Origin of the sequence: Bradyrhizobium sp. LB14.3 (genome assembly GCF_040547985.1) — a bacterium.
In the GTDB taxonomy this organism is placed as follows: domain Bacteria; phylum Pseudomonadota; class Alphaproteobacteria; order Rhizobiales; family Xanthobacteraceae; genus Bradyrhizobium.
This window is the reverse complement of record NZ_JBEPQT010000003.1, coordinates 192816-206679: the sequence shown is the minus strand read 5'-3', so window position 1 is coordinate 206679 and position 13864 is coordinate 192816. Positions and strand designations below refer to the sequence as shown.

The following is a 13864-nucleotide window of genomic DNA, read 5'->3' as shown; positions in this document are numbered from 1 at the left end:
GTCGAACGCCGAGAAGCCCGCCTTTACCGTACCATTCGCGAGCGAAGGGCTCGAGCGGGTCCGCGACAGCCACTGTTGAGCGCGACGCCTATTCCGCCGCGCGTCTGCTGGCGCTGAAATCGTCTGCGGCGCTCTCGGGCGTTCCACGGGGCGGCACCATCATCACTATCACTTCCCGCGAGATACCGGGCCGGCCCCATAGCTGCGCCTGCGCGGTGAACTCCCGCCTGACGAAGTGCCCGGCGCGCCCGGACACCAACTCCATCCACCGGCTGCAATCATCCTGATCGCGGAAACAGAGCGCGGCCCAGCCGCGGTCCAGCGTCGTCTTGCGCGGCAAGCCCGAGGCATCTTGATACGCGAACGGCCGTGCGTAGTGCGGGTGGTCCGGGCTGTAGAACGCCGTCGCGAAGGCCAGCGAATCGTCGCCACTGACGGCGGCGAGCGGCTCGCCGGTCAGTTCGCGCCACTGGCGTGTCAGTTCGCTGGCCGCCTGCGCGTAAAGATTGCGCCCCTCCTCGTAACCGTGATCGTTGCGATAGACGGCATGGATCGGCGCAGCGACGAGGACAGCCGCGAGCGCGACGCCGGCCACGATCACGGTGAGGTTGACGGTGTAGAAGCGCTGGATCGGGTAGCTTGTGCCGCAGACCACGAGAACGGCGAACAGGAACAACCCCTGCAACGCCCACAGCGACGGCAGATCGGTGCCGATCACCAGCGAGATCAGGACCGGCAGCGCAATCGTGCCGATGGCAACATAGAAGAGAAGCCGCAGGCCCGGATTCATCGCGGCGAAATCGGCCGGAAACTGCTTCAGCCGCGCGCCGGCGATCAGGACCCAGAGCACGACCGACGCACTCATGGCCGCCGCCAGCCCCAGCAGGAAGTTCCTGACCTCACCGAGCGAGCTCGCAGCATTGCCGTTGGCATGGTTCAGCGCATAGGCGAAGGTCGATGCCCCCGTCGTCGCGAGCCAATAAAGATGCGGTGACAGAGCCGCAAGCCCGACAACCACCGAGATCCAGGGCGAAGCCGACGTGAAATAGGCACGTCGCGCCGGATGCGCCAGCGCGGCAAACGCGAAGCTCGCGATCAGGAAGATCGAATAATATTTGCCGACCATTGCCAGCGCCGTCGTCCATCCCACCGCGACGGCCCACAGTGGCGCGCGCGTCTCGAACGCGCGCAGGAAGCACCAGGTCGCCAGCGGCCACGTCGCGAGCAGCACGGCATTGGCGTTGAAGCGTTGGGCGTGGAATTGATAGGCCGGCGTCAGCATCAGGAGCAAGAGCACCAGGATACGCTTATGCCCGCTCACGAATTGACGCGCGACCAGATCGACGAAGACCAGCGCGAGCCCGGCATTGGCCATCGCCATCAATTGCAGCGACCAGTCGCTGAGCGGAAAGACGGAGGTCCAGCTCGCGGCAACCCAGCCGGTCAACGGCGGGTGCTTGTCATAACCCCACGCGAAATGCCGCCCCAGCGTCCAGGCCTCCAGCGTATCAGGATGCAGGCCGCCGCCGGCATAGGCGACGGCGAGATAGAGCGTCCAGATCGCAACGAAGCAAGCGATGAGAAGCGGCACGGCCCAGCCCGCCTCGACACCGTCGAGCCAACGCAGGAATGGCAGGCGCCATCGCGCCGGCGTGCGATCGGACCGCTCGGCCATCGCCTGGAATGCAAAATCGATCGGCACGGGAATCAAATGGAGGAAGGAAGGTGATGCGCGAGAACGACACATCTACTTCAGAACAGAAACAAATAGCAATGATTGGAAACTGGAAGATTTTGAAAGTGTCCGCCTTCTCAGCTCGCGCAAGATCGACGAAAGAAAACGGCGCCGCTGATGACAGCGGCGCCGCATGATGATCCAGACGAAAGGTGCCGAGGAGGCGCCTTCGCCTTACTCCGACTTGTCGATGTTCCAGAACAGCGGGGTCGCGGGACCGTCGAGCACGCCGGTCAGCGATTTGCGCCAGCCGCTCGGCAGGAGATACTGCCCCAGCGGGATGTAGATCACCTGCTCATAGGCTTCCTTCTGGATGTCCGCCGCGATCTTCTTCTGCTCGTCGAGCGAGGGCGCGCGGACGAAAGCGTCCTTGAGCTGCTCGATCTTGGCGTCTTCCGCCCAGCCGAACCAGCCGCCCTTCTTGCCCTGGCCGCCGATCGAGAGATTGGCGATCGGGTTGGAGACGTCGGCCGCGACCCAGTTCGTGAAAAACATGTTCCAGCCGCCCTCCTTCGGCGGCTTCTGGCTGGCGCGGCGGCTCACCACCGTCTGCCAATCTGTCGCTTGCAGGTCGACCTTGAAGCCGGCCTCGCGCAGCAACTGAGCCGCAACGATCGGCTGCGCCTTCAGCGTCGTGACGTCACCGGGCGCCATGATCACGACCGGGGTGCCGTCATAGCCGGACTCGGCGAGCGCCTTCTTGGCTTCCGCCATGCCGTTGCCCTTGATCAAGGTCTCGGCACCGACCTCGGTCGCGAATGGCGTATCGCACACGAAGAAGGCGCCGCAGATCTTCTGATATTTGGCGTTGCCGACGAGCGCGTCGAGAACGTCCTTCTGGTTTATCGCCAGAAAGGCAGCACGGCGCACTTTGACATTATCAAACGGCGGATAAAGGAAGTTCATCCGGCCGAGCGTCTGGAAACCGAACTTGTTCGAGACCTCGAGCGTGATCTCCTTGTTCGCCTCCAGCAACGGCAGCAGGTCGTACGGCAGATTCTCCATGAAATCGATGTCGCCCGACTGCAGCGCGTTCACTGCGGTCTGCGAGTCCGGCATGGTGATCCATTCGACACGGTCGACCTTCACCACCTTGCCTCCGGAGGTCCAGCTCGACGGTTCCTTGCGCGGCACGTAGTCGGTGTTCTTGACGTAGACCGCCTTGACGCCCGGCTGGAATTCCGACTGCACGAACTTGAAAGGACCCGAGCCGATCTGCTCGGGGATCTGCTTGTCCGGCGGCGTCTCGGCGAGGCGCTTCGGCATCATGAAGGCAACGCGGGAGGACGGCTTGCCGATCGAGTCGAGCACGAGGCCGTAGGGCTCCTTCAGCTTCAGCGTGATGGTCTTGGCATCGGTCGCCTCGATGCTCGCGGTGAAGTCGAGCAGCTTCTGGCCCATGCCGTCGACAGCGGCCCAGCGCTTGAGCGAGGCAACGCAGTCTTCCGCCGTGACCGGCGCACCGTCATGCCACTTCAAGCCGTCGCGCAGCGTGAAGGTGTAGGTGAGCTTGTCGTCGGAGATCTTCCAGTCCGCCATCTGCGGCTGGATCTTGAAGTTCGAATCGGGCGCCACCAGCGTGTCATAGATCATGTAGCCATGGTCACGCGTGATGTAGGCCGTGGTGAAGATCGGATCGATGATGCGCAGATCCGAATGCATCACCGCCGTGATGGTCTTGCCGGCCGCAAGCGCCGGCGAAGCCAGCGCGGTCGAAAGCGCGACGACCGACAGCGCAAGTTTGGAGGCGAACGCGCGAGTCCCCCGGCGCATCAACTTAAACATAAAAATTTCTCCTGACGTGAAACTGTTCAAAGGCAGGTTATTGGTTGAGCATCCGGTTCGTTCTTTAGGCGAACCAACCTCATGCAATGCCTTTATCTTTCCGAGACTTGCAGACAGTGCCGAGCGCGTCAATCCGGTTTCGCTGCAAGCCCAAGCGGCGCGCGCACGGGCTCCACAAGGATCGGTTCGGCTCTACAACACTTTCCGCTTGTCTCGCCCCGCCGATGCAATGCGCGTTCCATCTTCCGAAGCTTGAGAGACATTGAGATGAATCCAGCCAATCTCCCCTTTGATTCCGAAGCGATGCTCCAGGGCCTGCGCGGCTGGGTGGAATGCGAAAGCCCGACCTGGGACGCGGGCGCCGTGAATCGCATGCTCGATATCGCAGCGCGGGAGATGGCGATCATGGGTGCGACGATCGAGCGCATCGCCGGCCGCCAAGGCTATGGAGGCGTGATCCGCGCACGCTTTCCACATCCGAAGCAGGGCGAGCCGGGCATTCTGATCGCCGGACACATGGATACCGTCCACCCTATCGGCACCATCGAGAAGCTGAAATGGCGCCGCGAGGGCAGCAAGTGCTACGGGCCCGGCATCTACGACATGAAGGGCGGCAACTATCTTTCGCTGGAAGCGATCCGCCAACTGGCCCGCGCCGCGTTCACGACGCCGCTGCCGATCACCGTGCTGTTCACGCCCGACGAGGAGGTCGGCACACCCTCGACGCGGGATATCATCGAGGCGGAGGCTTCGCGCAATAAATACGTGCTGGTGCCCGAGCCCGGCCGCGCCGACAACGGCGTCACCACCGGACGTTACGCCATCGCGCGCTTCAATCTCGAGGCGACGGGCCGGCCGAGCCACGCCGGCGCGACCTTGTCGGCGGGCCGCTCGGCTATTCGCGAGATGGCGCGGCAAATCCTCGCCATCGACGCGATGACGAGCGAGGACTGCACCTTTTCGGTCGGCGTCGTGCATGGCGGACAATGGGTCAATTGCGTTGCCACGACCGCCACCGGCGAGGCGCTGTCGATGGCCAAGCGCCAGGCCGACCTCGATCGCGGCGTCGAGAGGATGCTGGCGCTCTCCGGTACAACCAATGATGTCGCCTTCAAGGTGACGCGCGGCGTGACACGTCCCGTGTGGGAGCCTGATGCCGGCACCATGGCGCTTTACGAAAAGGCGCGTGGTATCGCCAAATCGCTCGGCGCAGAACTGCCGCATGCGAGTTCCGGCGGCGGCTCCGACGGCAATTTCACGGGCTCAAGGGGAATCCCGACTCTCGACGGCCTGGGCGTGCGTGGCGGCAACGGCCACACGCTCGAAGAGTATATCGAGGTCGAGAGCCTGGCCGAACGCGGCCGGCTGATGGCGGGGCTGCTCGCGACTCTGGAGTGACAACGCGCGCCAGCTCACCAAAACCGAGCCAAATCGCCAAAACAGGGTGACCGCACTGCAAAAACTGTGGTCCGGATGGCACGGGAATTGCTGAAATGTTAGGCTGATGGCAGAACCCTGGCTGCAGCCGCGGCCTCTGATTTGACTCTAATCTGACGGGATCCAACTTGCTCGGATATCTCCTTCGCCGAATTCTCGCAGCTGTGCCCGTGATGGGCGTGGTGGCGCTGTTCGTGTTCCTCCTGCTCCGCCTCACCCCGGGCGATCCCGCGGCAATTCTCGCCGGCGACAACGCCACGCCGGAACGGCTCGAGCGCATCCGCACCTCACTGGGCCTAAACGAGCCGCTGATCGTGCAGTTCATCACCTGGCTGAACAAGCTGCTGCACGGCGATCTCGGGACTTCGCTGATCTCCAACCTGCCCGTCATGAAGATGATCGGCCAGCGCGTGGAGCCGTCGATCTCGATCGCGCTGTCGACCATCATTCTCGCCGTCATCGTCGCTGTTCCCCTGGGCGTCATCGCGGCGTGGAAGCACGGCACCTGGATCGACCGTTTCGTGATGGGCCTGTCCGTGCTCGGCTTCTCGGTGCCGGTGTTCGTGGTCGGCTACATCCTGATCGAGGTCTTCGCCATCGACCTGCGCTGGGTGCCGGTGCAGGGCTTCCGCAGCATCTCGAACGGTTTTGGACCGTTCTTCGAGCGCATCATCCTGCCGACCTGCGCGCTGTCCTTCATCTACATCGCGCTGATCGCGCGCATGACGCGCGCGGCGATGCTCGACGTGCTCGGCGAGGACTACGTCCGCACCGCGCGCGCAAAAGGCATCAACGAGGTCGCCGTGATGATGCGCCACGCGCTGCGGAACGCGGCCGTGCCCGTGATCACGGTGATCGGTACCGGCTTTGCGCTTTTGATCTCCGGGGTCGTGGTCACCGAGAGCGTGTTCAACATCCCCGGCATCGGCCGTCTCACGGTGGATGCGGTGCTGGCGCGCGACTATCCGGTGATCCAGGCGATGATTTTGCTGACGTCGTTGATCTATGTCGTGGTCAATCTCCTGATCGATGTCGCCTACACGCTGCTCGATCCCCGGATCCGGTACTGAGGCAAGGATAACAACAAATATGTCGGTCGATACCCTTCCCCAGTCGTCCATTCCGATCACGTCGCCGCTGCGGCCGCGCTTCGGATTCCTCACCTCGACGCCGATCATCGCCACGGCAACGGTCTTGCTCGTGCTGATCGTGCTGATCTCGATCCTCGCGCCGCTGATCGCGCCGCATGATCCGATTCAGCTCGCGCCCTCGCAGCGGCTGAAGCCCTCTTCAGCGCAATTCCTGCTCGGCACCGACGCCTATGGCCGCGACCTGCTGTCGCGCGTCATGTATGGCGGGCGCATCTCGCTTCTGATCGGCATCGGCTCGGCGATCATGTCGATCGTCATTGGGCTGGCGATCGGCCTTGTCTCCGGCTTCTTCAAGCTGGTCGATTCCGTCATGATGCGGATCATGGACGGCCTGATGGCGATGCCGAGCATCCTGCTGGCAATCGCCGTGGTGTCGCTGTCCGGCGCCAGCCTGTGGACCGTGCTAATCGCGATCACGATCCCCGAAGTTCCGCGCGTGGCACGCCTGGTGCGCTCGGTCGTGCTGTCGGCGCGCGAAGAGCCCTATGTTGAAGCGGCGATTTCGGTCGGCTCGTCCCTGCCAAAGATCATGTGGCGGCATTTGATGCCGAACACGATCGCACCTCTGATCGTGCAGGGCAGTTACGTCTGTGCCTCCGCGATCCTCACCGAGGCCATCCTCTCCTTCCTCGGCGCCGGCATCTCGCCGGAGACGCCGACCTGGGGCAACATCATGGCCGAGGGTCGCCAGTATTTTCAGCTCAAGCCGACGCTGATCTTCTGGCCGGGCCTGCTGCTCTCGATCGCGATCCTCAGCATCAATTTGATCGGCGACGCCGCCCGCGACGCACTCGATCCGCGCATGAAGCAGCGGGAAGGCAAGTGATGACCAACCCGATCCTCGACATCAACAACCTCGCCGTCTCCGTCGGCAAGAAGCCCAATGGGCCGAAGATCATCGACGGCATCTCGATCCAAGTCCATGAGCGCGAGACGCTGTGCCTTGTCGGCGAAAGCGGCTCGGGCAAGTCGGTGACCTCGCTCACCACGATGGGCCTGCTGCCGAAGGGCACGCTGGTGCCCACCGGCGGCAGCGTCAAGCTGGTCGGCGAAGAGCTGCTCACCGCGACCGACCGCCGCCTGCGCCAGCTGCGCGCGACGCGGATGGCGATGATTTTTCAAGAGCCGATGACGGCGCTCAATCCGGTGGTGCCGGTCGGCCGCCAGATCGACGAAGTCCTGCGCGCGCACACCAATCTCGACGCGAAGGCGCGGAAGAAGCGCATCCTCGACATGATGGAGCAGGTGCGTCTGCCCCAGGTCGAGCGCATCTTTGCCTCCTACCCTCACCGACTCTCCGGCGGTCAGCGCCAGCGCATCATGATTGCGATGGCGCTCGTGCTCGAACCGAAGCTGCTCATTGCCGACGAGCCGACCACCGCGCTCGACGTCACAACGCAGAAGCAAATTTTGACCCTGATCCGCGACCTCCAGCGCGATCACGGAACCGCCGTGCTGTTCATTACCCATGACATGGGCGTGGTCGCCGAGATCGCCGACCGCGTCGCGGTGATGCGGCAGGGCCGATTGGTCGAGACCGGCACACTCGATTCCATCCTGCGCAATCCGACCATGGAGTACACCCGCAACCTCCTCTCCGCGGTGCCTAGCCTAGTGCCGCGCGCCGCGCGGCCCGAGACCAAGGAGCCGGTCGTGCTGGAGGCCAACGAGCTCGGCAAGGTCTACAAGGAGCGGGCGTTCTTCGGCAAAGGCCGCGAGGTCGTCGCCGCCGACAAGGTCACGCTGACGCTACGCAAGGGTCGCACGCTCGGCATCGTCGGCGAGAGCGGCTCGGGCAAGTCGACGGTGGCGCGCTGCATCGTGCGCCTGATCGATCCGACCTCCGGCGGCGTGCGCCTGGCCGGCCGCGAGATCTCCGACATCTCGCGTCGCCTGCTCCAGCCGCATCGGCAAAAGATCCAGATCGTGTTCCAGGATCCCTATCGCTCGCTCAACCCGCGCGTCACTGTCGGTGAGACCATCGCGGAGGGTCCGATCAACTATGGTGTCTCCCACGCCGATGCGATGAAGCGCGCACGCGAGCTGCTCGAGCTGGTCGGCCTGCCGGCCGATACGGTCTCGCGCTATCCGCATCAGTTCTCCGGCGGTCAGCGCCAGCGTATCGCCATTGCCCGCGCGCTCGCGCTCGATCCCGACGTGCTGGTGGCGGACGAAGCGGTCTCGGCGCTCGACGTCTCCGTGCAGGCGCAGGTGCTGGAACTGCTCGACGAGATTCAGAAGCGGCTCGGCATCGCGATCCTGTTCATCACCCACGATCTGCGCGTCGCAGCACAGATTTGCGACGAGGTCGTGGTGATGCAGCACGGCCGTGTCGTCGAGCAGGGCCCGGCCGCCGAAGTGCTGACGCATCCGAAGGAGGCTTACACCAGAGCCTTGCTCGAGGCAGCGCCCGGCCGCGGCTGGGACTTTGCGAATTTCCGGCCGGTGTCGGAGGGTGTGGCGGCGAGCGCTTAGTCTCTCCCTCGCAATGACGGCGATTGCGGCAAGCATTCCCAAAACAGCTTGACGCCATGCACGGCGCGATTGCTTCCCACCTTGCTCTCGCCTCAGCGGCAGGGCTAACGTCGCGCACTTTCAATTGCCTGGACTTGAGTTGATGACACGTATCGCCGTCGGCGGCTTCCTGCACGAGACCAACACCTTCGCTCCGACGAAGGCGACTTTCGCAGACTTCCAGCACGGTGGCGGATGGCCGGCCATGACTGAGGGCGCCGACGTGCTGAGGGTGATGCGCCGCATCAACGTCGGCCTCGCCGGTTTCGTCGACAGCGCCGAAGCCAAGGGCTGGGAACTCGTTCCGACGATCGCGTGCGGTGCCAGCCCCTCCGCGCATGTCACCAGGGACGCCTTCGAGCGCATCGTCAAGGTGATGGTCGACGGCATCGCGGCCGCCGGCCCGATTGACGCCGTCTATCTCGACCTGCATGGCGCCATGGTGACCGAGCATCTCGACGACGGCGAAGGCGAGATTCTGGCGCGCGTGCGCCGCGTCATCGGCAAGGACGTTCCGCTGATCACCAGCCTCGATCTCCATGCCAACGTCACCCCCGACATGATGGAACATGCGGATGCGCTGATCGCCTACCGCACCTATCCCCATGTCGACATGGCCGAGACGGGCCGCGCCTCCGCAAGGCATCTTGCGCTGCTGCTGGACACGAATCAGCAGTTCGCAAAGGCCTTCAGGCAATTGCCGTTCCTGATCCCGATCAGCTGGCAGTGCACCAACGACCAGCCGACCAAGGGCATCTACGAAAAGCTCGCTGCGCTGGAGAGTGATGCGGTTCCGACGCTGTCCTTCGCGCCCGGCTTCCCCGCCGCCGATTTCCGCGATTGCGGGCCGAGCGTGTTCGCCTATGGCAAGACGCAAGCCGATGCCGATCGCGCAGCGGATGCGATCGTAAAACTGATCGAAAGCCACGAGGACGATTTCGACGGCAAGATCTGGTCACCCGATGACGGCGTGCGCCACGCGATGGAACTCTCGAAGGGCGCGAGCAAGCCGATCATCATCGCCGACACCCAGGACAATCCCGGCGCCGGCGGCGATTCCGACACCATGGGCATGCTGCGCGCACTGGTACGCAACAAGGCGAGTGCTGCGACCGGCGCGATCTACGATCCGGAATCCGCCAAGGCCGCCCATGTGGCCGGCGTCGGCGCCACCGTGACGCTGTCACTCGGCGGCAAGTCCGGCATTCCCGGCGACGAGCCCTATCGCGAGTCCTTCGTCGTCGAAAAACTCTCCGACGGCCGCTTCATCGCGCCCGGCCCTTACTATGGCGGCCGCGAGATGGAGATGGGCCCCTCTGCCTGCCTGCGCATCGGCGACATCCGCGTCGTCGTCTCCTCACACAAGGCGCAGCTCGCCGACCAAGCGATGTACCGCTATGTCGGCATCGAGCCGACCGAAGAGAAGATTTTGGTCAACAAGAGCTCAGTGCACTTCCGCGCCGACTTCGAGCCGATCGCGGAAATGCTGATGATCTGCGCCGCGCCCGGCGCGATGCCGGCGGACACAGCCACCCTGCCATGGACGCGCCTGCGGCCGGGTATTCGCATCAAGCCGAACGGCCCGGTTTTCAACCCCTCCTCACGCTAACTGGACACAACACATGCCCACGATCGACCGCATCGACGGCTATGCCGACGAACTCACAGCCATTCGCCGCGACCTCCACGCCCATCCGGAGATCGGCTTCGAGGAAGTGCGCACCTCCGGCATCGTCGCGGACAAGCTGAAGAGCTGGGGCATCGAGGTGCATCGCGGTCTCGGCGGCACCGGCGTGATCGGCGTCATCAAGGGCAAGGGATCTAGCGGCAAGCGTATCGGCCTGCGCGCCGACATGGACGCGCTGCCGATGGAGGAGAACACCAATCTGAAATGGAGCTCGAAAATCCCCGGCCGCTTCCACGGCTGCGGCCATGACGGCCACACGACCATGCTACTGGGCACCGCGCGCTACCTCGCCGAGACCAAAAACTTCGACGGCACGGTGCATCTGATCTTCCAGCCGGCCGAGGAAGGCCTTGGCGGCGCCCGCGCGATGATCAAGGACGGCTTGTTCGAGAAGTTTCCGTGCGACGAGCTCTACGGTCTGCACAACGCGCCGGACCTCAACCACGGCGAGATCGCGATCCTGCCCGGCCCGGCGATGGCCAGCGCCGACTTCTTCGACCTCCGCATCACCGGCTACGGCGCGCATGGCGCGATGCCCGAACGCTCAAAGGACGCGGTGATCATCGCGACCACGCTGGCGCAGGCGATCCAGACCATCGTCAGCCGCAACGTCGAGCCACTGCAGGCCGCCGTCATCTCGATCACGCAGATTCACGCCGGTTCCGCCTACAACGTCATCCCCGGCGAGGCGCATCTCTGCGGCACCATCCGCACCTTCTCCGATGAAGTCCGCGCCCTGATCAGCCAACGCATCCGCACGATCTGCGCCGGCATCGCGAGCGCCTTCCAGTGCGAGATCGAAGCCGACATCCGCGACACCTTCGGCGTGCTGGTCAACCAGGTCGAGCAGTCCAAGGTGGTCGAGGAGGTCGCGCGCACCGTCGTCGATCCTGCCAAGGTGATTACCCGCGCCCAGCCAAAGATGGGCAGCGAGGATTTTGCCGACATGCTGCAAACCATTCCCGGCGCCTATTTCTGGGTCGGCCACGACGGCTCGGTGCCCGTGCACAATCCCGGCTTCGTGCTCGACGACAAGATCCTGCCGATCGGTGCCAGCATGTTCGCCCGGATCATCGAGACCCGTATGCCGGTAGGTAGCAATGCATAAAAAGAGCGTCGAAGAGGCGGTCACCTCGCTGCACGATCTCTCCGCGGTCGATCTGATCGCGGGCTATCGCGCCAAACAATTCTCGCCAAGCGAGGTGCTGGAAGACGTGCTCTCGCACGTCGCAGCGTGGGAGCCGCATCTTAGAGCGCTCTATGCATTCGATCCCGACGGCGCGCGCGAGACCGCGAAGGCCTCGACCGCGCGCTGGACCGGCGGCGAGCCGTCGGGCTCGCTCGACGGCGTGCCTGTGACGGTAAAGGACAACATCGCGACCAAGGGCGTGCCCGTGCCGCTGGGGGCCGCGAGCGTCAAGCTGCTGCCGGCCGAGAAGGACGCGCCGCCCGCCGCGCGCCTGCGCGAAGCCGGTGCGATCATCTTCGCAAAAACCACCATGCCCGATTACGGCATGTTGTCCTCGGGGCTCTCCAGCTTCCATGCGCTCGCGCGCAATCCCTGGGACCTCTCCAAGAATCCCGGCGGGTCCAGCGCCGGCGCGGGCGCCGCTGCGGCAGCCGGCTATGGTCCGCTGCATCTCGGGACCGATATCGGCGGCTCGGTTCGTTTGCCCGCGGGCTGGTGCGGCCTGGTCGGATTGAAGCCAAGCTTTGGCCGCGTGCCGATCGATCCCGCCTATGTCGGCCGCGTCGCGGGGCCGATGACCCGCACCGTCGATGATTGCGCGCTGATGATGAGCGTGATGGCAAAACCCGACCGGCGCGACGGCATGAGCCTCCCCGCCGAGCCGCTGAACTGGAAGGGGCTGGAGAAGTCGCCGCGCAAGCTCCGTATCGGATTGATGCTCGATCCCGGCGTTGGCCAGGCGCTGGAGAAGCCGGTGCGCGAGGTCGCGGTGAAGGCGGCGAAAGCGTTCGAATCCGCAGGCGCCGTCGTCACCGAAGTCGACGGCATCCTCACGCGCGAAATGCTCGACGGCCTCGACAACTTTTGGCGCGCACGGATGTGGGATGATCTGTCGAAGCTGACGCCCGCCGAGCAGGCAAAGGTGCTGCCCTACATTTTCAAGTGGGGCGAGTCTGGCGCGAAGCTCTCCGGTGTCGACGTCATCAGGGGCTTCAACCAGACCATGGCGATCCGCGCCGCGGCATCAAAGCTGTTCTGCGAGCTCGACTATGTGATCTCGCCGACCGCGCCGAACGTGAACTATCCGGCGGAATGGGCCTCGCCGATCAACGATCCCATGAAGCCGTTCGAGCACATCGCCTATACCGTGCCGTGGAATATGTCGGAGAATCCGGCGATCTCCATCAACGGCGGCTTTGACGCCAGGGGTTTCCCCATCGGCGTCCAGATCGTCGGACGCCGCTTCGACGATATCGGCGTGCTCGGCATAGCCAAGGCGTTCGAGAGCCTGCGCGGCCCGCAGAAGCCCTGGCCCAGCCCGCCCGCGACGTAGAGCTTGGCCACCACACGCCCAGTCCGCGCAAGACGGACGCTGGCGGCCGTGCGTGACGTCTCCTCGATATGGAAATTCAGGACAGGGAAGGAAACCACCATGGCGTATGAGACGATCAAATACGAAATCGCCGAGCAGATCCTCACCATCACGCTGAACCGGCCCGACAAGCTCAACGCCTTCAACGCGCAGATGCAAGGGGAGCTGATCGACGCGTTCGATGCCGCCGACAAGGACGACGACGTCCGCGCCATCATCGTCACCGGCGCCGGCCGCGGTTTCTGCGCGGGCGCAGACCTTTCGTCGGGCGCCGACACCTTTGATCGCGACGCACGGCGCGGGCCCGTAAAGCGCTTCGCCGACGGCAAGGTCGACTACAGCGATTCCCAGGTGCGCGACGGCGGTGGCCAGGTGACGCTGCGCATCTTCAAATGCTTGAAGCCGGTGATTGCCGCGGTGAACGGTCCCGCGGTCGGCATCGGCGTCACCATGCAGCTCGCGATGGACATCCGCATCGCCTCCGACGCCGCGCGGTTCGGCTTCGTGTTCTCCCAGCGCGGCATCGTGCCGGAGGCGGCCTCGAGTTGGTTCCTACCGCGCATCGTCGGCATATCCCAGGCGCTGGAATGGTGTTATTCGGGCCGCGTCTTCCCAGCCCAGGAAGCCCTCGCCGGCCGTCTCGTCAGCAAAGTCGTAGCCCCTGATGATCTGCTGCCGACCGCCCGTGCGCTCGCCAAGGAGTTTGCGGCGAAGACGGCGCCGGTGTCGGTGGCGCTGATCCGCCAGATGATGTGGCGCATGATGGGCGCCGACGATCCGATGGAAGCCCACAAGGTCGACAGCCGTGGCATCTACGCCCGCGGCCGCTCGGACGATGTGAAGGAAGGCGTGACGTCGTTCCTGGAGAAGCGCCCTGCGCAGTTCAAGAACAAGGTGTCGAGCGACATGCCGGACTATTTCCCGTGGTGGACCGAGCGGGAGTACAAGTGAGGCCTCTTAACTTTCTGGCGCTTCGAGAGAAGTGGTGGGTTAC

Annotated in this window: 11 protein-coding genes; 9 read left to right on the top strand and 2 right to left on the bottom strand. The window is 64.4% G+C overall.

All coding sequences use genetic code 11. The features are described from left to right. Nucleotides 1-88: 88 nt before the first annotated feature. On the bottom strand, nt 89-1675 hold the full coding sequence (locus ABIB00_RS08215; protein ID WP_354104196.1) for a glycosyltransferase family 39 protein: 1587 nt from the start codon (nt 1673-1675) through the stop codon (nt 89-91). A 53-nt stretch (nt 1676-1728) separates the two neighbouring features. Between ABIB00_RS08215 and ABIB00_RS08210 the strand changes: the two genes are divergently transcribed. After that, nucleotides 1729-1872, top strand: coding sequence for a hypothetical protein (locus tag ABIB00_RS08210; protein WP_354103990.1), 144 nt, complete (start codon nt 1729-1731; stop codon nt 1870-1872). Between the two features lie 37 nt (nt 1873-1909). On the opposite strand, the gene ABIB00_RS08205 is transcribed toward ABIB00_RS08210, so the two are convergent. Further along, entirely contained in the window at nt 1910-3520 is a 1611-nt protein-coding gene (locus ABIB00_RS08205) for an ABC transporter substrate-binding protein (protein WP_247446445.1), read from the bottom strand. Nucleotides 3521-3787: 267 nt separating this feature from the next. Between ABIB00_RS08205 and ABIB00_RS08200 the strand changes: the two genes are divergently transcribed. The 8 genes from ABIB00_RS08200 (at nt 3788) to ABIB00_RS08165 (ending at nt 13821) form a co-directional block, all read left to right on the top strand. Then, nucleotides 3788-4918, top strand: coding sequence for a M20/M25/M40 family metallo-hydrolase (locus tag ABIB00_RS08200; protein WP_354103989.1), 1131 nt, complete (start codon nt 3788-3790; stop codon nt 4916-4918). A 167-nt stretch (nt 4919-5085) separates the two neighbouring features. Then, nucleotides 5086-6027 carry an ABC transporter permease gene (locus ABIB00_RS08195; protein ID WP_007602533.1) on the top strand — a complete coding sequence of 314 codons (942 nt, stop codon included), beginning with the start codon at nt 5086-5088 and terminating at the stop codon, nt 6025-6027. 19 nt (nt 6028-6046) lie between these two features. Next, nucleotides 6047-6934, top strand: coding sequence for an ABC transporter permease (locus tag ABIB00_RS08190; RefSeq protein ID WP_354103988.1), 888 nt, complete (start codon nt 6047-6049; stop codon nt 6932-6934). Next, complete coding sequence (locus ABIB00_RS08185) at nt 6934-8583, top strand: ABC transporter ATP-binding protein (protein ID WP_354103987.1); 1650 nt, start codon at nt 6934-6936, stop codon at nt 8581-8583. The genes ABIB00_RS08190 and ABIB00_RS08185 overlap by 1 nt, the downstream gene beginning before the upstream one ends. A gap of 142 nt (nt 8584-8725) precedes the next feature. Further along, nucleotides 8726-10231 carry a M81 family metallopeptidase gene (locus ABIB00_RS08180; protein WP_354103986.1) on the top strand — a complete coding sequence of 502 codons (1506 nt, stop codon included), beginning with the start codon at nt 8726-8728 and terminating at the stop codon, nt 10229-10231. Between the two features lie 13 nt (nt 10232-10244). Further along, nucleotides 10245-11417, top strand: a complete 1173-nt coding sequence (locus ABIB00_RS08175) for a M20 aminoacylase family protein (RefSeq protein WP_354103985.1) — start codon at nt 10245-10247, stop codon at nt 11415-11417. Further along, nucleotides 11410-12831: an amidase gene (locus tag ABIB00_RS08170; RefSeq protein ID WP_354103984.1), complete on the top strand. Its 1422-nt coding sequence runs from the start codon at nt 11410-11412 to the stop codon at nt 12829-12831. The genes ABIB00_RS08175 and ABIB00_RS08170 overlap by 8 nt, the downstream gene beginning before the upstream one ends. Nucleotides 12832-12930: 99 nt before the next feature. Next, entirely contained in the window at nt 12931-13821 is an 891-nt protein-coding gene (locus tag ABIB00_RS08165; protein ID WP_247446438.1) for a crotonase/enoyl-CoA hydratase family protein, read from the top strand. Nucleotides 13822-13864: the final 43 nt, after the last annotated feature.

Bases quoted from the DNA above. Each gene is read 5' to 3' on its own strand.
- ABIB00_RS08215 (WP_354104196.1), bottom strand. From the start codon at position 1,675: ATGGCCGAGCGGTCCGATCGCACGCCGGCGCGATGGCGCCTGCCATTC.
- ABIB00_RS08210 (WP_354103990.1), top strand. From the start codon at position 1,729: ATGCGCGAGAACGACACATCTACTTCAGAACAGAAACAAATAGCAATG.
- ABIB00_RS08205 (WP_247446445.1), bottom strand. From the start codon at position 3,520: ATGTTTAAGTTGATGCGCCGGGGGACTCGCGCGTTCGCCTCCAAACTT.
- ABIB00_RS08200 (WP_354103989.1), top strand. From the start codon at position 3,788: ATGAATCCAGCCAATCTCCCCTTTGATTCCGAAGCGATGCTCCAGGGC.
- ABIB00_RS08190 (WP_354103988.1), top strand. From the start codon at position 6,047: ATGTCGGTCGATACCCTTCCCCAGTCGTCCATTCCGATCACGTCGCCG.
- ABIB00_RS08185 (WP_354103987.1), top strand. From the start codon at position 6,934: ATGACCAACCCGATCCTCGACATCAACAACCTCGCCGTCTCCGTCGGC.
- ABIB00_RS08180 (WP_354103986.1), top strand. From the start codon at position 8,726: ATGACACGTATCGCCGTCGGCGGCTTCCTGCACGAGACCAACACCTTC.
- ABIB00_RS08175 (WP_354103985.1), top strand. From the start codon at position 10,245: ATGCCCACGATCGACCGCATCGACGGCTATGCCGACGAACTCACAGCC.
- ABIB00_RS08170 (WP_354103984.1), top strand. From the start codon at position 11,410: ATGCATAAAAAGAGCGTCGAAGAGGCGGTCACCTCGCTGCACGATCTC.
- ABIB00_RS08165 (WP_247446438.1), top strand. From the start codon at position 12,931: ATGGCGTATGAGACGATCAAATACGAAATCGCCGAGCAGATCCTCACC.